The following is a 23,152-nucleotide window of genomic DNA, read 5'->3' as shown; positions in this document are numbered from 1 at the left end:
GAGCGGTGAGCGATATGTGCGACTCGGGTGCGACTCGGGTGCAGAGCGGCGCGGATGCGAGTGGGCGCGGCGCGGGCCGGGTGGCGGGGCGGCCGCAGCCGCTACTCGCCGGCGGGCGAGGGGTCGGGGATCTCCTCCGGCTTGTAGCGCGGCAGGCGCGATGCCGGCAGGGCCGCCGCGAGGCTCAGCCCGGCGAGCACGAGGAAGCCCATCCGCAGGGTGCGCAGCCGCTCCCCCTCGTTGATCGCGACGGCCGCGTCGATCTGCTCGACGCTCGCATCGGTCTCGGCGAACTTCTCCCGCAGCTCGTCGTTGCTGATGAAGTTCACCTGGTCGAGGTCGACCTGGGCGACGAGTTCGTCCGGCAGCTCCGGGTGCTCGGTGACGGCCTGCGTGAAGTTCAGGCTCAGCATCGTGACGAGCAGCGCGCCCATCACCGCCGTGCCGACGGCCGAGGCGAGGTTCTGCGTCGTGCCGCGGATCGAGCCGACGTCGCCCGCGAGCTCCTTCGGCGCCGCCGTCACGAGCACGTTGAACACGAGGGTCACGAGCGCTCCCTGCCCGATGCCGAACACCACGAGCCCGAGGATCGTCGGCAGCGTCTCCCAGTTGTTCGTGACGACGAGGGCGAGCCAGACGAGCGCGGCCGTCGTCAGCCCGAACGAGAAGAGCCCGATCGTGCGCGGGCTGTAGCGCCGGTAGAAGCGCACGATGAGCGTCGCCGTGACGAACACCGTCAGGTTGAACGGCATCATCGCGAGGGAGGTGTCGAACGGCGTCCGCCCCTGCACCACCTGGATGTAGGTGGGCACCGTGAAGTTCACCGCCGCCTCCATCGCGACGATGATGAACATCGCGTAGACGGCGGCGCGCTCCCGGGCGCTGCCGAGCACCGACAGGTCGACGAGGGGCACCTTGCCGAGCCGCATCCGGCGTCTCGTCCAGAGGAAGAACGCCTGCCCGAGCACGAGCCCCGCCACGACGAACACGGGGGCCGGCGAGATGCCGAGGACGTCGAACGGCGCCCCCGGCTCGGCGAGCAGGATGCCCCACGCGTTCAGGTTGTTGAAGCCGAGCGTGAGCAGCACGATCGCCCCGCCGATGAGAGCGGAGGCGACGAGGTCGATCCGGACCGAGGCATCCCCCTTGTCCGAGCGCAGCCCGAAGCTGAGCGCGAAGACCGCGACCGCGAGTCCGAGGGTGATCATGAACACCGGCCGCCAGCCGACGAGGGTGCCGAGCGTGCCGCCGATGAGGAACGCGCTGATGCCGGAGAACGCGCGCGCCGAGCCCAGCGAGCCGACCGCGGTCGCCTGCTGCGCGCCGCGGTAGTTCTCGGCGATGAGGGCGACGAGGGAGGGCACGATGATCGCGGCCGCGGCGCCCGCGAGGACCTGCCCGGCGATCGCCCAGCCGATCGTCGGCGAGAGGATCATCATCACCGAGGACGCGGCGAACACGACCACGACGCAGCGGAAGATGAGCACCCAGCCGATCCGCTGACCGAGCTTCGCGCCGGTCATCACGAGGGCGGCGACGGCGAGCCCGTAGACGACGATCGTGGTGCTCGCGACCGTCGGCGGCACGCCGAAGTCCTCGACCATGCCGCCGAGCGAGATCGGCAGGGCGGCGACGTTGAACGACATCAGCACCTGGGCGAGGAACAGCCCGATCATCGGCGCCCAGGAGCGGCGCTCCTCGGCTCGGGCTGGTGCGGCGGTCTGCGCGGTCATGCTCGGCTCCCTTCGAGGGGTGCGGATGGTGCGGATGGTGCAGGGGATGCGGATGCCTCGCCGGGCGCGGGCGCGGGCGCCGGCGCGGAGGCGAAGAGGTTGAGCCCGAGCGCGCGGGAGAGGTAGGCGCACGCGCGCTGGCCGCGCACGCTGTTGCCGGCCGGGTCGAGCCTCGGCGAGTACGCGCCGACGGCGCCCTTCCCGGGCGCGACGGCGACGATCCCGCCCGCCACGCCCGACTTCGCGGGCAGGCCGATCTCGAACAGCCACTCGCCCGAGCGCTCGTACATGCCGCAGGAGGCGAGCACGGCGAGCGTGTCCCGGCAGACCGCCGCCGACACGACCCGCTCGCCGGTCACCGGGTTCACGCCGCCGTCGGCGAGGGTCGCCCCCATGACCGCGAGGTCCTCGGCGGTGACGGCGAGCGCGCACTGCTTCGTGTACACGTCGACGACGGCGAGCGGGTCGGCATCCAGCCGTCCGTAGCTCTGCAGCAGCCGGCCGATGGCCTGGTTGCGCTGGTTCGTCTCCACCTCGGAGCGGTACACCTCGCCGTCGAGGGCGAGCTCGCGACCCGCGAAGCGGGAGAGCCCCGTGCGGACGAACTCCCACTGCTCGGCGGGCGTCGGGCCCGGCACGAGCGCCGTCGTCGCGATCGCGCCCGCGTTCACCATCGGGTTCATCGGGCTGCCGCCGTTCAGCTCGATCGCCATGACCGAGTTGAACGGAAGCCCCGTGTTGTTCACGCCGACGATGTCGTGCACCGCCTCGTGCCCGATCGCCTCGCAGACGAGGGCGAACACGAACGCCTTCGAGATCGACTGGATCGAGAACGCGACATCGGCGTCGCCCGCACGGTGCACGGCGCCGTCGACCTGAGCGACGACGAGGCCGAAGTGCGCGGGATCCGCCTCGGCGAGGATCGGGATGTAGTCGGCCACGACGCCCTCGTCGAGCCCCGCGTAGCGGCGGTGCGCGTCGGCCACCGTCTCGCCGAGGCGCGGCGGGAGCCCGCCGGTCGATGCGTGCTGGGCGATGTCTGCCACGTCGGCTTCGAACATCAACCCTCCCCCCAGAGCTGTCGCTCGGAGTCTAGACCCGCCGAGCCCTCGGACGGGAGGTCCCCGTGGCCCCGGCATCGCCGGCCTCGCTACGCTGCATCCAGGCGCGATCGCGGGGGATGGCGCGACGAGGCGGGAGACGCGTGAACGACGGCATCAGGATCGGACTGCCGGTGCTCGGCGCGGCCGCGCTCGGCACGATCGCCCTCGTGCTCGGCACGAGTGCGCTCGGCGAGGCCGCGACCGAGCAGGCCGTCATCGCCGGGGCGGTCGCCGAGGCGCACGCCGAGGAGGCGCTCGGGGATCTGCGCGGTGCGACGACCCTCGCCACCGGGCAGGCCCGGGAGGGCGAGGCGCTCGCCGCCGCGGTCGTCGACGGCCTCGGCGATGCGGCGCTCGCCGAGGCGCTCCGGGCGGATGCCGCATCCGCGACCGAGCTCGTCGAAGCCGCCGCGCTCGAGCTGCCGCCCGCCGTCGAGTACGACGAGGTCCCGCTCGCGCCGATCTGGACGAGCCTCGGCGAGGCGTTCGCGACGCGGGAGCGCAGCGTCGAGCTCGACGCGGTCCGCCGGGAGGCCGAGTCCGGGCTCGCCGGGCTCGAGGCCGCCGAGGCGCAGCTCGCCGAGGGCCGGGCCGCCCTGTACGCCGACGCCGCCGCCGACGCGCAGGCCGTGCTCGACGCGAGCCCCGTCGCCACCTACGAGTCGCGCGTGCCCGCGATGCACGCGATCGCCCAGGACGGCGACACCTGGTTCGTCGAGCAGGACGACAGCGCCGAGGGGTACCAGCAGCTCGCCACCGCGGTCGCGGCCGTGCGGGCCTCGCAGACCGCCGAGGCGGCCCGGCGCGCGGCGCCCGAGTACGCGAGCCGCGGGCCGATCGAGGAGTTCGCGCGGTCGATCGCGCACGGCGTGCACCTCGACTTCGCGTGGGACCACGTCGTGAACGGGCTGTCGAGCGAGGAGTGGTACTCCGGCACCGCGCAGTACTGGTACGGCGACGGCGGCTGGGCGAAGCTGCACCTCAGCTACTCGATCGACTGGAGCTACGCCGACGACATCAACGCCAAGGCGGTCGTCGTGCACGAGGTCGGGCACACCCAGGTCGTGCGCCCCGAGTGCACGCCGATCTTCGAGAGCGCGGTGTTCGGCAGCGACGACGAGATGTGGGCGACGGCGTGGGCGATCGCCTCGGGCTACGACGTGCCCGGTTCCGGCATCGAGGCGTACGGGCGGCCGAGCGACGAGCAGATCGCCGAGGCCGGACGCTGCGTGTAGGGCGTGGTTCGCTGAGCTCGGTTCGACGGGCTCAGCGAACCAACCGGGCTCAGCGGACCATCCGCACCGTGCTGCCGCGCACGCGGAGCACGGCGTCGGAGAGCAGCGGGCCCTCGATCGGCTCGCCCTCGATGCGGCGCAGCAGCATGCCGACCGCGAGCTCGGCCTGCCGGTCGGGCTGCAGGTCGATCGCCGTGAGCGGCGGGTCGTGCCGTTCCGAGCCGGGGCTGTCGATGCCGACGGCGACGAGCACGTCCTCGGGGATGCGCACCTCGGCGTCCCGAGCCGCCCGCAGCACGCCCTCGCGGTACTGCTCGGCCGTCGCGATGACGGCGTCGGGCCGCTCGGGACCGCGGAGCAGGGCGAGGGTCGATTCGTAGGGGTCGTTGTGCGCGTGGTCGAGCGGGATGAGTCGCACGAGCTCCGGCATCCCGTGCGCGGCGGCCCAGTCGCGGTACGCGGCCGCGCTCTCCTCCGCCCACGACCAGCTCGCGTCGGCGCTGATCAGGGCGATCCGCTCCGCACCCTGCCCGCGCAGGTGGTCGAGCAGGGTGCGCATGTTCTCGCCGTGGTCGCTCGTGACCGCGTAGGGCCAGTCGGGGCGCGCGGCATCCCGCTCCACCGTGACGACCGGGGTGCCGAGGCGCTCGAGCGCGGCGAGCCGCTCGTCGTTGCGCACGGGGTCGCAGAGCACGACGCCGTCGGCGCCGATGAGCCGCCAGCCGTCCTCGCTCGTGACCGTCGGCGGGGTGAGCGTGAGCGCGTAGCCGGCCTCGAAGGCCTTCGTCGCCGCCGCGCGCGCCGCGGTCATGTAGAAGTCGAGGTCGAGCATCGGCACGGCGCCCTCGTCGACCGAGGGGAGCGCGAAGGCGATCGTGCCGGTGCGGCCGAGCCGGAAGGCGAGCGCCGCCCGGCTCGGCCGGTAGCCGAGCTCGGTGGCCGTGCGCTGCACGCGATCCCTGGTCGACTGGCGGAGCTTGCCGCTGCCGTTCAGCGCGGCCGAGACCGTGCTCGTGGACAGGCCGAGCTCACGGGCGACGTCGTGGATGGTGACGCGCTTCGTCGCCGGCTGATCACGCTCCGTCATGGACCTCGACCTCTCCGTCGGCACCAGGCGCGGGGAACGCCATCAACTGTAGACGAGCTCGCGGCTGACGCGTCGCGACGCGACGAGCGCGCCGCGACGCACCGTCCAGCGCGAGCCGGCCTCGTTGCGGAGCGCGTGCAGGCGGTCGCCGGCGGCGAGCACGACGAAGGAGGCCTCGGCTCCGGCCTCGAGCCGCGGCGCCGGCCGCCCGACCGCGCGCCGCGCGGAGCTCGTCACCATCCGCCAGGCGTCGTCGACGCCCTCGCCCGCACGATCGGCGAGCGGCAGCGCGTGCCACGCGAAGCGCGCCCGCTCGAGCGGGTCGAGGGTGCCGAGCGACTCCCAGTTGTCCTCGTGGTTGCCGGTGCCGATCGTCACGGTGACGCCCGCGTCGAGCAGCTCGTTCGGCCGCGAGACGCCCCGGTACGGGTACGAGCTCTGCAGGTTCGAGGGGCACACGGTGATGGCGATGCCGGCCTCGGCGACCTTCTCGATGACCCGGGCGGCGTCGTCGTCGGCGTACGTCTCGAGCGCCCCGACGTGGTTCGCATTGACGAGCCCCTGCATGCCGTAGGCGATCGTGAGCTCGGCGAGCGGTTCGAGCAGGCGCTCGCTCGGGTCGGTGAAGTAGTCGACGTTGATGTCGATCGGGCGGCCGAAGCGCTCGGCGAGCTCGAAGACGAGCCGCAGGTGCGTGAGGCTGGCCTCCTCGTCGGCCTCGTTGTTGGGCCAGCCGCCGACGCGGTCGGCGCCCATCGCGAGGGCCTCCGCGACGAGCCCGTAGGCGCGCGCGTCGCCGACCATCCCCTCCTGCGGGAACGCGGTGACGACGGTCTCGATCACGCCGTCGCAGTCGGCGCGGGCCCGCAGCACGCCCTCGACGGAGGCGAGGCCGGTGACCGAGTCGATGTCGGCCTGCCCGGCGAGGAGGCCGATGCCCTCGAGCGCCGAGGCGCGGAGGAAGCGGCCCGCCCGCTCGGCGACGTCGTCGACCGTGAACGCGGCCTTGAGGTCGCGCTGGCGCTGCATGAGCACGGGGCGCGGGCCGTGCGCGACGAGCCCGAGCTCGGCGATCCGCTGCCGGCTGTAGACCTTGTCGGGGTGGCTGTGCGGCTCGACGAACGGGGTCGTCACGAGTCCGCCGTCGGCGTCGATCACCTCCGTCGCGGAGATGCCGGCACCGGCATCCGGTCCGATCGCGGCGATCGCGCCGTCGCGGACGACGACGTCCACGACGGCGTCGGCGGGCGCCCCGGCGCCGGCGGCGTCCCGGTCGAGCCGGGCCCCGCGCACGAGGAGGTCGGCGGTCGTCTCAGAAGCCATCGCGGTTCACGTCCTTGTAGAGCAGGTAGGCGGATGCCTCGGGGCCGGTCGCGGTGAACGCCTGCGTGCAGTACGGCGCCATGTAGATGAAGTCGCCCTGCTGCACGTCGACGTGCTCGCCGTCGAGGTGGTACACGCCGCCGCCCTCGAGGAGGTACAGGCCGTGCTCCTGGTGGTGGATCTCCACCATCCGGAACCGGGCGCCGCCCTGGAAGCGCATGACGTTCATCGCGAGGTCGTAGCGCTCGTCGTCGGGCAGCAGCTGCCCGTAGCTGCCGTCGATGCCGTCGTCGTCGATGCCGACGATGTCGCCGAGCCGGCCGGAGACCACCGGCGGCGCCTCGACGCCGTCGACGGCGAGGTAGCGCTTCTTCACCCAGAGGGCGCGGGATGCCGCGACGGCCTCGAGCTCGAAGCTGCGCCCCTCGGGGAGGAAGAGGTAGCCGCCGTCCTCGAGCAGCCACTCCTCGCCGGCCGAGCGCACGCGGAGCGCGCCGTCGAGCGCGATGAGGAAGTTCTCGAAGCCCGCGCCCTGGGGCAGGGTGCTCGCGGCGCCGGCCTCGAGCTGCAGCAGGTACTGGCCGAAGCGGGCGGGGCTGCCCTGCGGCGCGGCGAGCACGGTCGCGGCGTACGGCGGCAGGCCGGGCAGCGTGTTCTCGACCATGGTGTCCGGCGTCATCAGGTAGTAGCGGTCGCCGACGCGGCCGCGGCTCGCGCTCAGGTAGTCGTTGCGGTAGCTGGTCACTCGGGGCTCCAATCGGCCGGGACGGGGTCGGGGTAGCGCCCGTCGACGAGGAGCGGGGCCCCGTCGACGGTGATCGTGGGGCGTTCGACGACGAGGTCGACGTGCACCTCGGAGTGCCAGTGCGCCCCGGTGTAGTCGCCGAAGGGGTGGCCGAACGCGATGTGGCAGCCGGGCACGTTCTCGTCGAAGAGGAGGTTCCCGCTGAGGGCGGTGCAGGCGCGGTTGGTGCCCACGGCGAACTCGCCGATGCGGCCGGCGTGCTCGTCGCGGTCGAACCACTCGCGGAGCCGGGCGGCGAGCCCCGCGTCGGGGTGCTCGAGGCCCACCAGCCGTCCGCCCCGCACCTCGAAGCGCACGGGCTCGGCGAGCAGCCCGGTCGAGGCGTTGAAGGGGTAGCCGAGGACGCTCGCCGCGATGACGCCGTCGGCGCCGGTCGGCGAGCAGAAGACCTCGCCCTGCGGCAGCCGCCCGCCCTCGCCGGGGGCGTGGTAGAGGCCGGTGAACGCGGTCCAGGGCCGGGCCGGATCGAGGGCGAAGCGGATCTCGGTGCCGAGGGCGTTCCGGACCTCGGCCGTCGCCGCGCCCGTGAGCCGTGCGCGGACGAGCTCGCTGAAGCGGGCGACCTCGCGGTAGTCGGCGGCGAGGCCGATGCCGAGGCTCGGCCGGTCGAGCGCGGTGAGCTGGGCGTGCCGGGCGCCGACGCCGTCGAGGAGCGCCCAGAAGCGCTCGTCCCACGCGAGCCGGTCGTCGCCGTCGCGCGCGGCGAACGCGGTGACGCTCGGGCGGTCGCCCGTGATGGCCGCGGCGATCGCGGCGAAGGCGGCGGGGTAGTCGTCGTCGAGGCCCGGCACGAGGAGCAGCCGGCTGTCGGCGGCGACCCGGGAGGCCGCGGCGACGATGCGCTCGGCGAGCCCGCGGGTCGGCTCGTCGGCGATGACGAGCACCCGGTCCGCCGCGGTGACGGCGAGGCAGGTGTCGATGAGCTCGCGCGCCCCGCGGTCGAGGTCCGCGTCGCTGACGGGCGGCAACGCGCTCGGGCGCTGGAGCCCGGTCGCGGCGCTGCTCGCGGCCGGCCCGCTCACGCGGAGCTCCGGGCGGGGGCGGGCACCGCGAGCGGCACGAAGGCGCCGGGGCCGTGGTCGGTGACGAGCCCGCCGTCGAGCACGACGAACTCGCCGTGGGCGATCGTGGCCCGCACCCGGACGGTGCTCGGCCGGCCCTCGTACGGCGACCAGCGGTCGGGGCCGAACTGCCCGGCCGACTGCACCGCTCGGGCCTCGCCGAGCTGGAGCACCGCGAGGTCGGCGTCGGCGCCGGGGGCGATCCGCCCCTTCGCGGGCGCGGCGCCGCAGCGTTCGGCGGGCCGGCTCGTGATGAGGGCGAGCGCGTCGGGGAGCGTCCACCCTCGGCGCAGCGCCTCGTCGAGGAAGAGGGGAGCGAACTCGCGGGCGCTCTGGATGCCGAACGGGCCGCCGAGCGCGTCGTGCTCGGCGACGGCCTTGTCGGCGACGGAGTAGACGCAGTGATCCGAGACCACGGCGTCGATCGCGCCGTCGCGGAGCCGCTGCCACATCCCCTCCACCTCGGGACGGGCCCGGAGCGGCGGCGCGCAGAGGGCCGTCCAGCCGAGCCGCAGGAAGTCCTCGGCGTCGAGCAGCAGGTGGTGCGCGGTGACCTCGCAGCTCGCGGTCACGCCGCGCTCCCGCGCCGCGGTGACGAGGTCGACGGCCTCGGGCAGCGAGAGGTGCACGAAGTGCACGGCCCCGCCGGTCTCCTCGGCGATCGCGAGCACCCGGCGCACGGCCTCGAGCTCGAGCTCCGGGCTGCGCGCGGCGAGCACGGCGGCGTAGTCGGTGCGGCCGGCGGCGCGCTCGGCGGCAATCGCGGCGCTCAGCCCCTCGCGGTCCTCCGCGTGCACGAGCACGAGCCCGCCGTGGCGGGCGGTCTCGGCGAGTCCCTGGCGGAGGTCGTCGTCGCTCGCCGAGGGGTAGTCCATGTCGTTCTCGGGCAGGAAGGCCTTGTAGCCGGGGGCGCCGAGCTCGCGCTGCCCGCCGAGCTCGCCGAGCCCGGGACCGGTGAGCGCGCCCCAGAGCCCGAAGTCGACGATCGCCCCCTGCGCGCCGAGCTCCGACTTCGCCGCGTAGCGGGCGGCGGTCGTCGTCGGCGGGGTCGTGAAGGGGTGCTCGATGACGAAGGTGCAGCCGCCGAGCGCGGCGTTCGCCGTGCCGATCCGGTAGTCGGCGGCGAGGTCGTCGCCCGGGTTGTCGAAGTGCACGTGCAGGTCGACGAAGCCGGGGGAGACGACGTCGTCGCCGGCGTCGAACACCCGCTCGGCGTCGGCCTCGCGGTCGGCCCCGCGGCGCACGGCCGTGATGCGGCCGCCGTCGACGAGCACGGTCGCGGGGACGAGCTCGTCGCCGACGAGCACGCGCTCGCCGACGATCGCGAGAGCGGCCCGGCTCATGCGCGCACCCCGGCGGCGGGGCGGATGCCGGCATCCGCGACGGACTCGTCGACGCTCCGCCTGGCGACGACCCGTCCGGCCTTGATCGTGGTGAGCGCGCCGCCCGGGCGGCGCAGCGCCTCGAGCCGGTCGCGCGCGCCGAGGAGCACGAGGTCGGCGGTCATCCCGGGCGTCACGTCCGGGGCGCGCCAGGCCTCGGCATCCGCCCGCGTGCGATCGTCGAGGGCGTGCGCGGCCCCCGAGGCGACCATGTGCCAGACGAGGTCGACGTCGTCGTCGCCGTAGCCGCCGCCGACGAGGGTCATGTAGGCGCGGTCGAGGGGGCTCAGCGTGCCGAGCGGGTACCAGCCGTCGTTCAGGTTGTCGCTGCCGACGACGAGCTCGGCGCCGGCGCGGCGCAGCTCGTGCGGGCGGGAGAGTCCGCGCGGACCGCCGTCGACGAGGTTCAGCGGGATGATCGCGACGCGCACGTCGGCCTCGGCGACGCGGGCGGCGACGCGGCGCGCGTCCTCGTCGGAGTAGCGCTCGATGCCGCAGCAGTGGCTCGCGAGCACGCGCCCCTGGAAGCCGCGGGCGAGGGTCTCGTCGGCGACGACCTCGAGCATCCGCTCGCGCTCGTCGAGCCAGCAGTCGGCGTGGATGTCGACGTCGACGTCGAACTCCTCGGCGAGCTCGAAGACGGTGCGGACGTGCGCGCGCTGCGCGGCATCCCCCTCCTCGACGTTCGGCCAGCCGCCGATGAGGTCGGCGCCCGAGCGGAGGGCCTCGCGCAGCAGGGGCAGGGCGCCGGGGTCGCGGCCGAGCCCCTCCTGCGGGAAGGCGACGAGGTCGACGTCGAGGGTGCCGCGCACCTCCTCGCGGGCCTGCAGCACGCCCTCGAAGCCGCGGAGCCCGGCGATCGAGTCGATGTCGATGTTCGCGCGGAGCCGGGTGACGCCGTTCGCGACGGCGAGCTCGAAGGCGCGGCGCGCCCGGCGGGCGACCCGTTCGGGCGTGAAGCCGGCCTTGATCCGGCTGGAGCGGGCGAAGTGGTCGAGTCCGGATGCCTCGGCGGGGTCGAGCTCGGAGAGGCTGAACGACTTGTCGGGGTGCAGGTGCGGTTCGACGAAGGCGCGGGCGAGGAGCCCGCCGGCGGCGTCGAGCCGTTCGGCGTCGGCGCGGTCGGCCCACTCGGCGAGGGCGGCGGCGCCGATGGAGCCGCTCGGCTCGATCGAGGCGACCGCGCCGTCGCGGAGCAGCACGTCGTGCGCGCCGGGGCGGCCGTGCAGGGCGGCGCCGGTGATGCGGAGGGCGGGGCCGGTCGTCGTCATGGCGCTCACCACTCCCACTCGTTCGCGGGGACGTCGAGGTCGGCGTCGGGGTGCGCGATCGCGGCCGCGGCGGCGATGCGCACGGCCTCGGCCTGGAGCCGGAGGTCCATGCTCGGGCCGTTGCTGCCGATGCGGGCCACGTGGCCCGGGGTGTCCGGCAGGTGGATGAACCCGGCCCGGGTGGGCAGGCCGCGCTCGGCCGCGAGGTGGAGCGCCGTGTACATCACGGCGTTGCAGCCGTGCGTGGACGCCGAGTTGGAGAGCAGGGCGGGGATGCCGCGCTCGCGGATCGCGTGCGTGATCGCCTTGATCGGCACGGTGGCCAGGTAGGCGGTGGGGCCGTCGGCGTAGACGGGGTCGCCGGCCGGGCGGAAGCCGTCGTCGTCGGCGAACTGGAAGTCCTGCACGTTCGCGGCGATGCGCTCGATCGAGACGGTGCTGCGGCCGGAGAACACCCCGGTGGAGAGGATGGCGGCGGGCGGCGTCGCGGCCTCGTCGAGGATCGGCGCGAGCGCCTCGGCGGGGTGGCGGTGCCAGGCGAGGCTCCGGCCGACCAGCAGGTGCCCGGCCACGGTCTCCCCGTCGAGCTCGGCGGCGAGCTCCGAACTCGGGTTGACGGCATAGCGCAGGTCGGTGCGTTCGGCGGTGTCGCCGAACGCGCCGTTGCCGGTGATCAGAATCCACGGTTGGCTCACGTCTCGCTCCTTCGCATCACGGATTCGACGTGCCGGGAAGCCACCGGACCACGTCGTCGCCGGACCTCACGGTAGCCCATGCCGAGACGAAAAGGAACGTTACATCCGAAAAAAAGAACGTTCCATTCGCTTGACAGCGATCCAGCCCGCCGTGTTTACTCATCGGCAGACGGCCCCCATCGGCCACCGCAGGCGGAACCCCCCTGACCGCAACCGGAACGCCGTCGATCGCACGTACCCACGACGAGGTGAGGAGCAGTGATGAGGCGCACAGCCAAGGCCGCACGACGGGCCATGATCGCGGGAGGCGCCGCGGCCGTCGTGGTGCTCGCCGGGTGCGCGACGCCCGCAGCACCCGAACGGAGCACCGCGGCCGTCGACGTCGTCGAGCTCACCCCGGCCCCCGCCGGCGAGCTCGACCGCATCGCCTGGGCCGTCTCGAGCGAGCCGGCCTCGCTCGACTGGATCTACAACGCCGACAACACGACCGGCTCGATCCTCGCGAACGTCTGCGAGGGCCTGCTCCGGCTCGCCCCGGACCTCTCGCTCGAGCCCGCGCTCGCCGAGTCGTTCGAGCACCCCGACGCGACGACCTGGGTCTACACCCTCCGCGACGGAGCCACCTTCCACGACGGCTCGCCGCTCACCGCCGACGACGTCGTGTTCAGCCTCCAGCGCCACCTCGACCCCGCCGCCGGCTCGTTCTGGTCCGGTGCGTTCGCGAACGTCGCGTCGATCACCGCGACCGGTCCGCTCGAGGTCACCGTCACCCTGAGCGCGCCCGACGAGCTGTTCAACGCGTACATGTCGAGCCCCGCCGGCGTCGTCGAGCGCGCGGCCACCGTGCAGGAGCTCGGCGAGACGTACGGCACCCCGCAGGGCGGCGTGAACTGCATCGGCCCGTACGAGTTCGAGAGCTGGGACTCCGGCCAGTCGATCACCCTCGTGCGCGACGACGACTACTTCGACCCCGAGCTCCGGGCGAAGACCGAGACCGTCGAGTTCGACATCGTGCGCGACCCCGCCGCGGTCGTGAACGGGCTGCTCTCCGGCTCGCTCGACGGCACCTGGGAGGTCGCGCCCTCCGCGATCACCCGCCTCTCCGGCAGCGGCGTCGGCACCGTCTACTACGGGCCGAGCACCCAGGGCTACAACGCGATCGTGATGGACCCGACCGGCCCGCTCGCCGACCCCGTCGTGCGCGAGGCGCTGTCGATGGTCATCGACCGGCAGGCCATCATCGACGTCGCGATCGCCGGTGCCGGTCAGGAGCAGCGCGCTCCCGCGGTGCCGGGCACCTGGGGCTACGAGCGCGACGCGTTCCAATCGGCCTGGGACGGCATCGAGTCGGCCACGCTCGACCTCGACGCCGCGAAGGAGCTGCTCGCCACCACCACGGCCCCGACCGAGCCCATCGTGCTCGCCACGACGAGCGCCGAGGCGCAGACGCCCGTGATCGGCGCCGAGATCCAGTCGGCCGCCGCGAAGATCGGGCTCGACGTCGAGATCAGCTCGGTCCCGGTCGACCAGTACTACGCCGTCTACACCGACGCCGAGGCGCGGAAGGGCATCGACCTTTACCTCACCGCGTGGGGCACCGACTTCGCCGACCCGCTGCAGATGTACCGCTACTTCGAGACGGGCAACTTCTACAACTTCTTCGGCTTCTCGAACCCCGACTACGACGCCCTCATCGCGCAGGCGGGCACCCAGTCCGACCCCGCCGAGCGCGCGGCATCCATCATCGAGGCGCAGCGGATCGTCGTCGACGAGTCGCTCTGGATCCCGCTCTACGCGCCCTACAACACGATGTTCCTGAACGCCCGTGCGACCGGGGCCCCGGCCTCCTACGTGCAGCTGCACTCGCCGTGGGCGGCGATGATCGGGGCGGCCGGATGAGCGGCTGGCTGCTCCCGCTCGCCCGGCGCGTCGGCTCCCTCGCCCTCGTCCTGCTCGCGACCTCCTTCATCGTCTTCGGCGCGATGTACCTCGCGCCCGGCTCACCCGAGTCCTTCCTCGTGCGCGGCAACTCGGTGACGCAGGAGACGCTGCAGGCGATCCGCGACCAGTACCACCTCGACGAGCCGTTCCTCTCGCAGTACGTGCTCTGGCTCGGCGGCGTCGTGCACGGCGACTTCGGCCTCTCGATCCAGTTCCGCCAGCCCGTCGCGGAGCTCATCGCCAGCCGGGTGCCGACGACCGCGCTGCTCGTCGGCTACGCCGCGGTGCTGATCCTCGTCGTCGGCGTGCTCGTCGGCGTCCTCGCCGCGGTGAAGCGCGGCGGCGTCGACAGCACGGCGATCGTCGTCAGCACCGTCGCGATGGCGACCCCGTCCTTCGTGGTCGCGATGGCGCTCACCTCCCTGTTCGCCGTCACCCTCGGCTGGTTCCCCGCCTTCGGCGCGGGCGAGGGCTTCGGCGACCGGCTCTGGCACCTGACGCTCCCGGCGATCGCGCTCGCGCTCTCCTCGGCGGCGCTCGTGCTGAGGACGACGCGCACCTCGATGATCGGCGCGCTCGGCAAGGAGTACGTCGAGACCGCCCGGGTGCGCGGCTTCTCCTCCTCGCGCGTCATCTGGGGGCAGGCGTTCCGCGGCGGCATCGTGCCCGTCGTGACCCTCGCCGGCCTCGTCATCTCCGGCCTGCTCGTCACGACGACCATCGTCGAGACGGTGTTCGGCCTGAACGGCATCGGCTCGCTCCTCGTGCAGGCCGTGAACGTGAAGGACTTCCCCGTCGTGCAGGCCGTCATCCTCATCATCGTCGCCGTGTTCGTGCTCTCGAACCTCGTCGTCGACCTGCTCTACCCGGTGCTCGAACCCCGCGCCCGGGCGAAGGGAGGCGCGAGGTGACGCTCCCCACCACCGAGACGCGCTCGACGCATCTGCTCACCCGCCGGTCGTGGCTCGCCATCCGCCATCGCGGCAACGCGCTCACCCTCGCCGCGCTCATCGCGCTCGGCGTGCTCGTGCTCGTCGCGATCCTCGCCCCGATGATCGCGCCCTACGACCCCAACCAGGTCTCCCTCATCGACGCGCTGCAGCCACCGTCGGCCGCGCACCTGCTCGGCACCGACGAGGCCGGCCGCGACGTGCTCTCCCGGGTCATCTGGGGCGCCCGCATCTCCCTCCTCGGACCGCTCGGCGTCGTGCTCGGCTCCACGCTCATCGGCGTCGCCGTGGGCGTGCTCTCGGCCTGGCGCGGCGGCTGGGTCGACGCGACCGCCTCCCGCTTCGTCGAGATCCTGTTCGCCTTCCCGGGCGTGCTGCTCGCCATCCTGATCGTCGCCGTCTTCGGTCCGGGCCTCGCCTCGACCGTGGCCGCGCTCGCCGTCGCGTACATCCCGTACATGGCGCGCACGACGCGGAGCGTGGCACTCGCCGAGCGGCAGACGCCCTACATCCGGGCGCTCGAGCTGCAGGGCATGTCGGCCTGGCGGATCACCTCGCTGCACCTCGTGCCGAACATCGCCCCCTTCGTGCTCGCGCAGGCCTCGCTCTGCTTCGGCTACGCGATGATCGACCTCGCGGGCCTCTCCTTCCTCGGCTTCGGCGTGCAGCCGCCCGAGGCGGACTGGGGCGCCATGGTCGCCGCCGGGCAGGCCGCGCTGATCCAGGGATCGCCCGCCCCGGCGCTCGCGCCGGGCGCGGTCATCGTCATCGCCGTCGTCAGCTTCAGCCTGCTGGGCGAGGGCATCGCGGAGCGTGTGAGGAGGACGAGCGCATGAGCGGCTCGAACCAGCAGATGGATGGCCCGGTGCTCGCGATCGAGGACCTCCGGCTCGACGTCGGCCAGGGCGAGGCCGCGGCGCGGATCCTCGACGGCGTCGGCCTCTCGTGCGCCGAGGGCGAGATCGTCGGCCTCGTCGGCGAGTCGGGCTCGGGCAAGTCGATGACGCTGCGCACCGCGGTCGGCCTCTCGCCGAAGGGCGCGAGGATCACCGGCTCGGTGCGGGTCGCCGGACGCGAGCTCGTCGGCGCCGGCCGCCGCGAGGTGCTCCAGGTGCGCCGGGAGATCGCCGCCATGATCTTCCAGGACCCCCGCGCCCACGTGAACCCCTACCAGCGCATCGGCGCGTTCGTCGCCGACGGGCTGCGCCGCACCCGCGGCTGGAGCCGCGCCCGCGCCGCGCAGCAGGTCGTCTCCCTCCTCGACGAGGTCGGCCTGCCCGACCCCGAGACGCTCGCCGAGCGCTACCCGCACGAGCTCTCCGGCGGCATGCTGCAGCGCGTCATGATCGCCTCGGCGCTCTCCACCGAGCCGCGCCTGCTCCTCGCCGACGAGTCCACCACCGCGCTCGACGTCACCACCCAGGCCGAGATCATGGGCCTCCTGCGGCGGCTCCGCGAGGAGCGCGGGCTCGCGATCGTCTTCGTCACCCACGACCTCGACCTCGCCGCGGCGAGCTGCGACCGCATCCACGTCATGCAGTCCGGCGTCGTCGTCGAGCAGGGCCCCGCCCTCGACGTCTTCGAGCGGCCCGAGCACCCGTACACCCGCAAGCTCCTCGACGCGATGCCCTCCCGGCTCGACGCCGAGGCGCCGACGCCGATCGGAGGCGCCGCATGAGCATCCTCACCGTCGAGAGCCTGAGCAAGACGTACGACCACGGTCGGGTGAAGGCCGTCACCGACGTCTCCTTCGAGCTGGCCGCGGGCGGATCGCTCGGCGTCGTCGGCGAGTCCGGCTCCGGCAAGACGACGCTGTCCCGGCTCATCACCGGCATCGAGCAGCCCGACGCCGGCCGCATCGTCGTCGCCGGCACCGAGCTCGAGGCGCGCACCTCCCGGCGCGCCCGCCACGAGCGGGCCGGCATCATGCAGATGGTCTTCCAGGACCCCTACCAGAGCCTCGACCCCCGGCAGACGCCGGAGGAGGCGATCGACGAGATCATCTCGCTGCACACCGCGCTCCGCGGCGCCGCACGCACCGCCCGCCGGCGCGAGGTGCTCGACCAGGTCGACCTGCCCGAGCGCGCCCGCCGCGCCCTGCCCCGCGAGCTCTCGGGCGGGCAGCGGCAGCGCGTCGCGATCGCACGGGCGCTCGCGGCATCCCCGCGCCTCCTGCTCCTCGACGAGGCGACGAGCGCGCTCGACGTCTCCGTGCAGGCGCAGATCCTCCGGCTACTGGCGCGGATCCGCGCCGACACCGGCGTCGCCATCGTCTTCGTCAGCCACGACCTCGAGGTCGTCCGCTCGATCACCGAGGAGCTCATCGTGATGTTCCGCGGCGAGGTCGTCGAGTCCGGCGAGACGAGCCGGGTGCTGCGCGATCCGCAGCACCCGTACACGCGCCTGCTCCTCAGCAGCGTGCCCAGACCCGGATGGGACCCCGATCAGGTCTCCCGGGACCGCCGCACCTTCCTCCGTCAGCTCGCGTGACGGCCCGTCCGTCCCGCATCCCCCGCAAGGAGAGATCAATGCCGATGTCCCGCCGCACGCCGCGACTGCTCGGGGGCGCCGCCGCCCTCGCCGCCGCCGTGCTCCTCGCCGGCTGCACCGCAGCCGGCCCGTCCCCCTCGAAGGGGACGAAGCCCGAGCTCACCGAGTCGCTGCCCGCCCCGAGCACCGAGGTCGAGCGCCTCGACTGGGCGCTCTACGCCGAGCCGTCCTCGCTCGACCCCATCTACCCGAACGACTTCCCGCCGATGGAGGTGCTCTCGAACGTCTGCGAGAGCCTCATGCGCATCGCGCCGGACTTCACGATCGAGCCCGCGCTCGCCGAGTCGTTCGAGCAGCCCGACCCGCTGACGCTCGTCTACACGCTGCGCGACGGGGTGACCTTCCACAGCGGTGCGCCGCTCACCGCCGACGACGTGGTCTACAGCCTGAACCGCGCGCGCAGCGACGAACTCGGCTCGTTCCACACCGCCGTGTACGCGAACGTCGCCGACATCGTCGCGACCGCGCCGAACCAGGTGACGATCACGCTCACCGCCCCCGACCAGACCCTCTCGCAGGCGCTCGCGACCGGCGCCGGTCGCATCGTGAACCGCGCGTCGACCGAGGCCCAGGGCGCCGAGTTCGGCACCCCCGGCTCGGACATCGACTGCACGGGCCCGTACTCGCTCGCCTCCTGGCGGGCCGGCGAGGCGATCACCCTCGAGCGCTACGACGGCTACTGGGACGACTCGCTGCCCTCGCTCGTCGCCGAGGTCGACTTCTCCTTCGTGCGCGATCCCGCGGCCCGGGTGAACGCGCTGCTCTCGGGCGAGGTCGACGGCACCTGGGGCGTCCCCGCCTCGGGCTTCGCCCGCCTCCAGGGCGGCGGTCAGGGCACGCTCGCCTTCGGCCGCACCTCAGGCAGCTACGTCGCCATGGTGACCTCGCTCGACGGCGCGCTCGCCGACCCCCGCATCCGGCAGGCGCTCGCGATGAGCATCGACCGCGAGGGCATCATCGCCGCGGCGGTCGCCGGGGCGGCCGACCCGCTCGCCGCTCCCGCCTCGCCCGGCACCTGGGGCTTCGCGCGGGCGGACTTCGAGCGCGCATACCAGGAGATCGCGGACGCGACCGGCGGGCTCGAGGAGGCGAAGGCGCTCGTCGCCGAGGCCGGCGCCCCGAGCGAGACCCTCACCATCGCGGTGACGAACTCGCAGGCCGAGATGCCGATCATCGGCGCCGAGGTGCAGCGCGCCGCGAAGGCGATCGGACTCGAGGCGGAGCTCACCTCGCTGCCCGCCGACGGCTACAACGCGCTCTACAGCGACCCGGCCGCCCGCGACGGCATCGACCTGATCTTCTCGCTCTGGCAGACGGACTTCCCGGACCCCACGCAGATCTACCAGTACCTGGAGAGCGACAACTTCTTCAACCTCTCCGGATGGTCGAACGCGGACTTCGACCGGGCGATCGACGCCTCCCGGGCGAGCTCCGACGACGCGGAGCGGGCGGCCTCGCTCATCGAGGCCCAGTCGATCGAGATCGACGACCCGACCTGGCTGCCGATCTACACCCCGTACAACGCGGTGTTCCTCGGGAAGGGCCTCACCGGGGCGCCGACCGCCGCCGTGCAGCTCAACTACCCCTGGGCGGCGATGATCGGCGGCGAGTAGGGCCATCCATCCTGGTCCGCTGAGCCGCTTGGTTCGCTGAGCCGCTTGGTTCGCTGAGCCTGTCGAAGCGAGGAGTCCGCTTCGATGGGGCTCAGCGGACCATCGCATCCTGGTTCGCTGAGCTCGTCGAAGTGATCGCCGCCGCTTCGACGGGGCTCAGCGACCAACCCGGCTCAGCGGGCCATCCGGTTCACCCGCCGAGCGCCGCGTGCAGGAACGCCGCCACCCGCGCGCGCATGGCGGCATCGAGGATGCCGATCGAGTGCGCCGACCCCGGCACGACGAGCGATTGCACCGTCACCCCGGCGGCGTCGGCCGCCGCGACGAACGCGGTCTGCTGGCCGAGCGGGATCGCCTCGGCATCCGACTGGGCGACGAACATCGGCGGGTCGCTCGGATCCAGGTGCGTCGCCGCGGATGCCTCGGCCGCCGCCTCGCACGCGGCCGCCCCCGGTTCGCAGCCGAGGTAGTCGGTCACGATCGAGCGCAGCCAGGGCGAGGCGCCGTCGGCGTCGAGCGCGAGTCCCGTGAGCGCGACGGGGCCCGATAGCTCCGCGACCGCCGCCACCCGCGACCCGGTGTCGAGCGCCCCGTCGCCGCGGGTGCCGAGCAGCGCGGCGAGACTGCCGCCCGCCGATCCGCCGAAGGCGGCGATGCGGGCGGGATCGAGGCCGAAGCGCTCGGCCTGCGCAGGATCGCGCAGCCATTCGACCGCGAGCGCGACGTCGTCGAGCTGGGCGGGGAAGACCGCGGCCGGCACGAGCCGGTAGTTCACGGATGCCGCGACGAAGCCCTCGCTCGCGAGCCAGAGGCAGACGTTGCGCCAGTCGGCGTTCGCCTTGTCGCCGCGGGCCCAGCTGCCGCCGTGGATCGAGACGACCGCGGGCCGCATGCCCGTCGAGGCATCCGTCCCGTCCTCGGTCGCCGAGCCCGCGTCGGCGGGACGGCAGACGTCGAGCGTGAGCAGCGTGCCGTCCTCGCGCACGCCGTAGGCGAGATCCTCTTCGACGACGAGTCCCGCGGGGGCCTCGAAGGTGCGGATGCCGATCGGCTCGACGCTCGCGATCTCGCTGCGCGCCCCGGTGACGTCCGGTTCGATCGGCTGGAGCGGCAGGTGGAAGCCGGAGAGCACGCCCGTCACCGCCAGCGCCGCGAGGGCGGCAGCGGCGGCGAGCACCGGGCGCGTGCGCCCGCCGCGACCGCCGGAGGGACGAGTGCGGGTCACGGGGGCTCCGGGTTCAGGGGTGCAGCGATGCTACCTCTGCGTCGGCCGAATGCGAAGCCAGCGGCTTCGCCATGCACACGCTGTACTCCTCGCCGACGTACGGGCCGAAGTGCGGGATCACCCGGTAGCCGTGCTTCGCGTACAGCGCCTGGGCGGGCAGGTGCAGGGTGCCGGTCTCGAGCACGAGCTCCCGCAGGCCCCGCGCCGCGGCATCCGCCTCGATCGCCTCGAGCAGGCGCCCGGCGACGCCGAGCCCGCGTGCCGCCTCGTCGACGTACATGCGCTTCAGCTCGCCGCGACCGGCGTAGACGGCCGCGTGCTCGTCGTCGGCGTGCCCGTCCTCGACGAGCGCGGCGATGCCGAGCGCGTCGCCGGCGCCGTTCCGGGCGACGAAGAGCCGCACGCCGGGCTGCTCGAGCTGGCCGACGTCGAGCAGGAAGCACGCCTCGGGCGGGTAGCCGAGCGAGAAGGAGTACTCGCTGCTGCCGGCGAGGAGGCGCTCCACCTCGGGCTGGCGGGGGGCTTCGATGCGGATCGACACGGTGCTGGTCACGAGGAGAGGGTATGCGTCGCGTGTTTCCGCGCGGTTTCGGCGCACGCGCAGGATGCCCGGCGCTTTCCCAGCGGCGATCGGGTATCGTTGGGAGGTCGGTTCTGGACACCGCGCTGTGCGCGGATGGGTTTGTGAGTCCTGAGGGCCGGTTCTGCAGCATCAGGCTGCGGATAGTCACCGTATGTGAACGGCCCCGGTCGACGATGCTCCCGGGTTCTCGGTACGCCGCGCCCCGCGGCGGCATCGCCATGTACTCGAATACAACCCAGGAAGCACCAGCATGCCGAAGAACAAGAAGCCCGCCGGCGGACGAGCCCACGACTTCGACCCCTCCTACGCGAAGAGCAGCCGCGCCGGTCGCCCGGCCGGCAGCGGCAAGCCCGGCTCGCGCAGCCCCGGCCACCGCGGCTACCGCCCCGAGGAGGCGTCCGACCGCAAGCCGCGCTGGACTCGCGACGAGCGCACCGCCAGCGGTCGCGCCCCGCACCGCTCCGAGCGCGACAGCCGGGACGAGCGCGATGACCGTCGGGGCCGTTCGTACGATCGTGACGAGCGCGCGCCGCGTTCCTTCGACCGGGACGAGCGGCCGCGTCGTTCGTACGATCGTGACGACCGTGCGCCGCGTCGCTTCGATCGTGACGACCGTGCGCCGCGTCGCTTCGACCGTGATGACCGTGCGCCGCGTCGCTTCGATCGGGATGAGCGTGCGCCGCGTCGTTCCTTCGATCGCGATGACCGGGCTCCGCGTCGTGACGACCGGCCGGCTCGTTCGTACGACCGTGACGAGCGTGCGCCGCGTCGTTTCGATCGGGATGAGCGTCCGGCTCGTTCGTTCGATCGTGATGAGCGTGCGCCGCGTCGCTTCGATCGGGATGACCGTGCGCCGCGTCGCTTCGACCGTGACGATCGGGCCCCGCGTCGTGACGACCGGCCGACTCGTTCGTACGACCGTGACGAGCGTGCGCCGCGTCGCTTCGATCGGGACGACCGTCCGCGTCGGTCCTTCGATCGTGACGATCGCGCCCCGCGTCGCTTCGACCGCGATGAGCGTCCCGCGCGTTCGTTCGATCGGGATGACCGTCCGCGTCGCTCCTTCGATCGTGATGGCGCTTCGACGGGCTCAGCGAACCAGCGCGCCCCGCGCCGCGACTTCGACCGTCCCGGCTTCCGCGACTCCGAGCGCCGGCCGTCGGAGTTCTACCCGGCGAAGGACGAGCGCGCCCGCTTCTCCCCGGAGGACGACGTCGTGCTCGAGCGCCTCGAGGCGCAGGCCATCCAGGCCGACGCGGTCGACGGCATCGGCTTCGGCGAGCTCGGCCTCGGCGGCAACATCGTCCGCGCGCTGAAGGAGCTCGGCGCCGAGTCGCCGTTCCCGATCCAGGCCGCGACGATCCCCGTCGTCCTCGAGGGCCGCGACGTCCTCGGTCGTGGCCGCACCGGCTCCGGCAAGACGATCGCGTTCGGCGCACCCACCGTCGAGCGGCTCATGCAGCTCTGGGCCGAGCAGCAGCGCGATGTCGAGGACGGCCCCGACGGCCGCCGCAAGCGCCAGATGGGTCGCGCGCCCCGCGCCCTGATCCTCGCCCCGACGCGCGAGCTCGCGCTGCAGATCGACCGCACCGTGCAGCCGATCGCCCAGTCCGTCGGGCTCTTCACCACGCAGGTCTACGGCGGCGTGCCGCAGGCCCGCCAGGTGGGCGCCCTCCGTCGTGGCGTCGACATCGTCATCGGAACGCCCGGCCGCATCGAGGACCTGCTCGCGCAGGGGCACCTCGACCTCTCCGACATCCGCATCACGGTGCTCGACGAGGCCGACCACATGTGCGACCTCGGCTTCCTCGAGCCCGTCCAGCGCATCCTCCGCCAGACCCGCGACGGCGGCCAGAAGCTGCTGTTCTCGGCGACGCTCGACACCGGCGTGGCCGCGCTCGTCGACGAGTTCCTCGTCGACCCGGCCGTGCACGAGGTCGCCGGCGAGGACCAGGCCTCCGGCACGATCGAGCACCGCGTGTTCGTGATCGACAACCGCGACAAGCGCGACATCGTCGCCCAGCTCGCCGACCGCGACGGCAAGACCCTCGTCTTCTCGCGCACCCGCGCGTTCGCCGAGGACCTCACCGAGCACCTGGAGGATGCCGGCGTCCGCGCTGTCGCCCTCCACGGCGACCTGAACCAGTCGCGCCGCACCCGCAACCTGCAGCAGCTCACGAGCGGCCGGGTCGACGTGCTCGTCGCCACGGATGTCGCGGCCCGCGGCATCCACGTCGACGACATCGACCTCGTCATCCAGGCCGACGCGCCCGACGAGTACAAGACGTACCTGCACCGCTCGGGCCGCACGGGCCGCGCCGGACGCACGGGCCGGGTCGTGACCCTCATCCCGCGCAACCGGCAGCGTCGCATGAACGAGCTGCTCGACCGCGCCGAGATCGAGGTCGACTTCGAGGACGTGCGACTCGGCGACGAGCTCCTGTACGACCTCGGACCGGTCGATGTCGCGGCGCCCGCCGAGGCCCCGGTCGCCGCGGCGCCCGAGGTCGAGGTCGAGGCCGCCGAGGCTGAGCAGGCCGACGCCGAGCAGGCCGACGAGGCATCCGTCGAGCAGGGCGAGACGCCCGCCGCCGG

The 23,152-nt window shown here is 73.4% G+C and carries 18 protein-coding genes and 1 pseudogene; 8 read left to right on the top strand and 11 right to left on the bottom strand.

Translation table 11 applies throughout. The annotated features are described in order from the left end of the window. Positions 1-101: 101 nt before the first annotated feature. Together ROT00_RS05010 and glsA are read right to left on the bottom strand one after the other, a co-directional pair. Entirely contained in the window at positions 102-1,733 is a 1,632-nt protein-coding gene (locus ROT00_RS05010) for an MFS transporter (RefSeq protein WP_404772848.1), read from the bottom strand. Continuing rightward, positions 1,730-2,794 carry a glutaminase A gene (gene glsA, locus ROT00_RS05005; protein WP_404772847.1) on the bottom strand — a complete coding sequence of 355 codons (1,065 nt, stop codon included), beginning with the start codon at positions 2,792-2,794 and terminating at the stop codon, positions 1,730-1,732. The genes ROT00_RS05010 and glsA overlap by 4 nt, the downstream gene beginning before the upstream one ends. A gap of 143 nt (positions 2,795-2,937) precedes the next feature. On the opposite strand from glsA, the gene ROT00_RS05000 reads away from it, so the two are divergent. Continuing rightward, on the top strand, positions 2,938-4,071 hold the full coding sequence (locus ROT00_RS05000) for a hypothetical protein (protein WP_404772845.1): 1,134 nt from the start codon (positions 2,938-2,940) through the stop codon (positions 4,069-4,071). Positions 4,072-4,120: 49 nt separating this feature from the next. Here the strand turns inward: ROT00_RS05000 and ROT00_RS04995 are convergent, their stop codons facing one another. The 7 genes from ROT00_RS04995 to ROT00_RS04965 are packed head-to-tail and all read right to left on the bottom strand — an operon-like array spanning position 4,121 to position 11,695. Then, positions 4,121-5,158 (bottom strand): LacI family DNA-binding transcriptional regulator, encoded by a 1,038-nt coding sequence (locus tag ROT00_RS04995; RefSeq protein ID WP_404772843.1) that lies wholly within the window; start codon positions 5,156-5,158, stop codon positions 4,121-4,123. 42 nt (positions 5,159-5,200) lie between these two features. Beyond that, positions 5,201-6,481, bottom strand: coding sequence for an amidohydrolase family protein (locus tag ROT00_RS04990; protein ID WP_404772841.1), 1,281 nt, complete (start codon positions 6,479-6,481; stop codon positions 5,201-5,203). Beyond that, on the bottom strand, positions 6,471-7,226 hold the full coding sequence (gene allE, locus ROT00_RS04985; RefSeq protein WP_404772839.1) for a (S)-ureidoglycine aminohydrolase: 756 nt from the start codon (positions 7,224-7,226) through the stop codon (positions 6,471-6,473). The genes ROT00_RS04990 and allE overlap by 11 nt, the downstream gene beginning before the upstream one ends. Continuing rightward, positions 7,223-8,308: an aminopeptidase gene (locus ROT00_RS04980; protein WP_404772837.1), complete on the bottom strand. Its 1,086-nt coding sequence runs from the start codon at positions 8,306-8,308 to the stop codon at positions 7,223-7,225. The genes allE and ROT00_RS04980 overlap by 4 nt, the downstream gene beginning before the upstream one ends. Next, positions 8,305-9,690 (bottom strand): dihydroorotase, encoded by a 1,386-nt coding sequence (locus ROT00_RS04975; protein WP_404772835.1) that lies wholly within the window; start codon positions 9,688-9,690, stop codon positions 8,305-8,307. Before ROT00_RS04975 ends, ROT00_RS04980 begins: the two co-directional genes overlap by 4 nt. After that, the gene (locus ROT00_RS04970) at positions 9,687-11,009 is read right to left on the bottom strand and encodes an amidohydrolase family protein (RefSeq protein WP_404772833.1); all 1,323 of its coding nucleotides are present in this window, start codon (positions 11,007-11,009) and stop codon (positions 9,687-9,689) included. Before ROT00_RS04970 ends, ROT00_RS04975 begins: the two co-directional genes overlap by 4 nt. Next, positions 11,006-11,695 carry a pyroglutamyl-peptidase I gene (locus ROT00_RS04965; protein ID WP_404772831.1) on the bottom strand — a complete coding sequence of 230 codons (690 nt, stop codon included), beginning with the start codon at positions 11,693-11,695 and terminating at the stop codon, positions 11,006-11,008. Before ROT00_RS04965 ends, ROT00_RS04970 begins: the two co-directional genes overlap by 4 nt. A gap of 261 nt (positions 11,696-11,956) precedes the next feature. Between ROT00_RS04965 and ROT00_RS04960 the strand changes: the two genes are divergently transcribed. From ROT00_RS04960 to ROT00_RS04935, 6 genes are read left to right on the top strand one after another with little or no spacing between them, the layout of a single operon-like run. Further along, complete coding sequence (locus ROT00_RS04960) at positions 11,957-13,594, top strand: ABC transporter substrate-binding protein (RefSeq protein ID WP_404772829.1); 1,638 nt, start codon at positions 11,957-11,959, stop codon at positions 13,592-13,594. After that, the gene (locus ROT00_RS04955) at positions 13,591-14,547 is read left to right on the top strand and encodes an ABC transporter permease (RefSeq protein WP_404772827.1); all 957 of its coding nucleotides are present in this window, start codon (positions 13,591-13,593) and stop codon (positions 14,545-14,547) included. Before ROT00_RS04960 ends, ROT00_RS04955 begins: the two co-directional genes overlap by 4 nt. Beyond that, entirely contained in the window at positions 14,544-15,422 is an 879-nt protein-coding gene (locus tag ROT00_RS04950; RefSeq protein ID WP_404772825.1) for an ABC transporter permease, read from the top strand. The genes ROT00_RS04955 and ROT00_RS04950 overlap by 4 nt, the downstream gene beginning before the upstream one ends. Then, the gene (locus ROT00_RS04945) at positions 15,419-16,264 is read left to right on the top strand and encodes an ABC transporter ATP-binding protein (RefSeq protein ID WP_404772822.1); all 846 of its coding nucleotides are present in this window, start codon (positions 15,419-15,421) and stop codon (positions 16,262-16,264) included. Before ROT00_RS04950 ends, ROT00_RS04945 begins: the two co-directional genes overlap by 4 nt. Next, positions 16,261-17,076 (top strand): ABC transporter ATP-binding protein, encoded by an 816-nt coding sequence (locus tag ROT00_RS04940; protein ID WP_230763740.1) that lies wholly within the window; start codon positions 16,261-16,263, stop codon positions 17,074-17,076. The genes ROT00_RS04945 and ROT00_RS04940 overlap by 4 nt, the downstream gene beginning before the upstream one ends. A gap of 38 nt (positions 17,077-17,114) precedes the next feature. Then, positions 17,115-18,749, top strand: a complete 1,635-nt coding sequence (locus ROT00_RS04935; RefSeq protein ID WP_404772820.1) for an ABC transporter substrate-binding protein — start codon at positions 17,115-17,117, stop codon at positions 18,747-18,749. A 190-nt stretch (positions 18,750-18,939) separates the two neighbouring features. Here the strand turns inward: ROT00_RS04935 and ROT00_RS04930 are convergent, their stop codons facing one another. Both ROT00_RS04930 and ROT00_RS04925 read right to left on the bottom strand, forming a co-directional pair. Next, positions 18,940-19,974 carry an alpha/beta hydrolase fold domain-containing protein gene (locus ROT00_RS04930; protein ID WP_404772818.1) on the bottom strand — a complete coding sequence of 345 codons (1,035 nt, stop codon included), beginning with the start codon at positions 19,972-19,974 and terminating at the stop codon, positions 18,940-18,942. 13 nt (positions 19,975-19,987) lie between these two features. Beyond that, positions 19,988-20,527, bottom strand: a complete 540-nt coding sequence (locus ROT00_RS04925; protein WP_404772816.1) for a GNAT family N-acetyltransferase — start codon at positions 20,525-20,527, stop codon at positions 19,988-19,990. Positions 20,528-20,807: 280 nt separating this feature from the next. Between ROT00_RS04925 and ROT00_RS04920 the strand changes: the two are divergent. Continuing rightward, positions 20,808-23,009 (top strand): annotated as a pseudogene (locus ROT00_RS04920) (DEAD/DEAH box helicase); the annotation flags it as partial. Positions 23,010-23,152 lie beyond the last annotated feature (143 nt).

This window comes from Agromyces mediolanus (assembly GCF_044917495.1).
Taxonomy (GTDB): domain Bacteria; phylum Actinomycetota; class Actinomycetes; order Actinomycetales; family Microbacteriaceae; genus Agromyces; species Agromyces mediolanus_B.
The sequence above is the reverse complement of the archived record's forward strand: the minus strand, read 5'-3'. Positions and strand labels throughout refer to the sequence as shown.

Coding starts and splice junctions, on each gene's coding strand:
- ROT00_RS05010 (WP_404772848.1), bottom strand. CDS start 1,733: ATGACCGCGCAGACCGCCGCACCAGCCCGAGCCGAGGAGCGCCGCTCC.
- glsA (WP_404772847.1), bottom strand. CDS start 2,794: ATGTTCGAAGCCGACGTGGCAGACATCGCCCAGCACGCATCGACCGGC.
- ROT00_RS04995 (WP_404772843.1), bottom strand. CDS start 5,158: ATGACGGAGCGTGATCAGCCGGCGACGAAGCGCGTCACCATCCACGAC.
- ROT00_RS04990 (WP_404772841.1), bottom strand. CDS start 6,481: ATGGCTTCTGAGACGACCGCCGACCTCCTCGTGCGCGGGGCCCGGCTC.
- ROT00_RS04975 (WP_404772835.1), bottom strand. CDS start 9,690: ATGAGCCGGGCCGCTCTCGCGATCGTCGGCGAGCGCGTGCTCGTCGGC.
- ROT00_RS04960 (WP_404772829.1), top strand. CDS start 11,957: ATGAGGCGCACAGCCAAGGCCGCACGACGGGCCATGATCGCGGGAGGC.
- ROT00_RS04955 (WP_404772827.1), top strand. CDS start 13,591: ATGAGCGGCTGGCTGCTCCCGCTCGCCCGGCGCGTCGGCTCCCTCGCC.
- ROT00_RS04945 (WP_404772822.1), top strand. CDS start 15,419: ATGAGCGGCTCGAACCAGCAGATGGATGGCCCGGTGCTCGCGATCGAG.
- ROT00_RS04940 (WP_230763740.1), top strand. CDS start 16,261: ATGAGCATCCTCACCGTCGAGAGCCTGAGCAAGACGTACGACCACGGT.
- ROT00_RS04935 (WP_404772820.1), top strand. CDS start 17,115: ATGCCGATGTCCCGCCGCACGCCGCGACTGCTCGGGGGCGCCGCCGCC.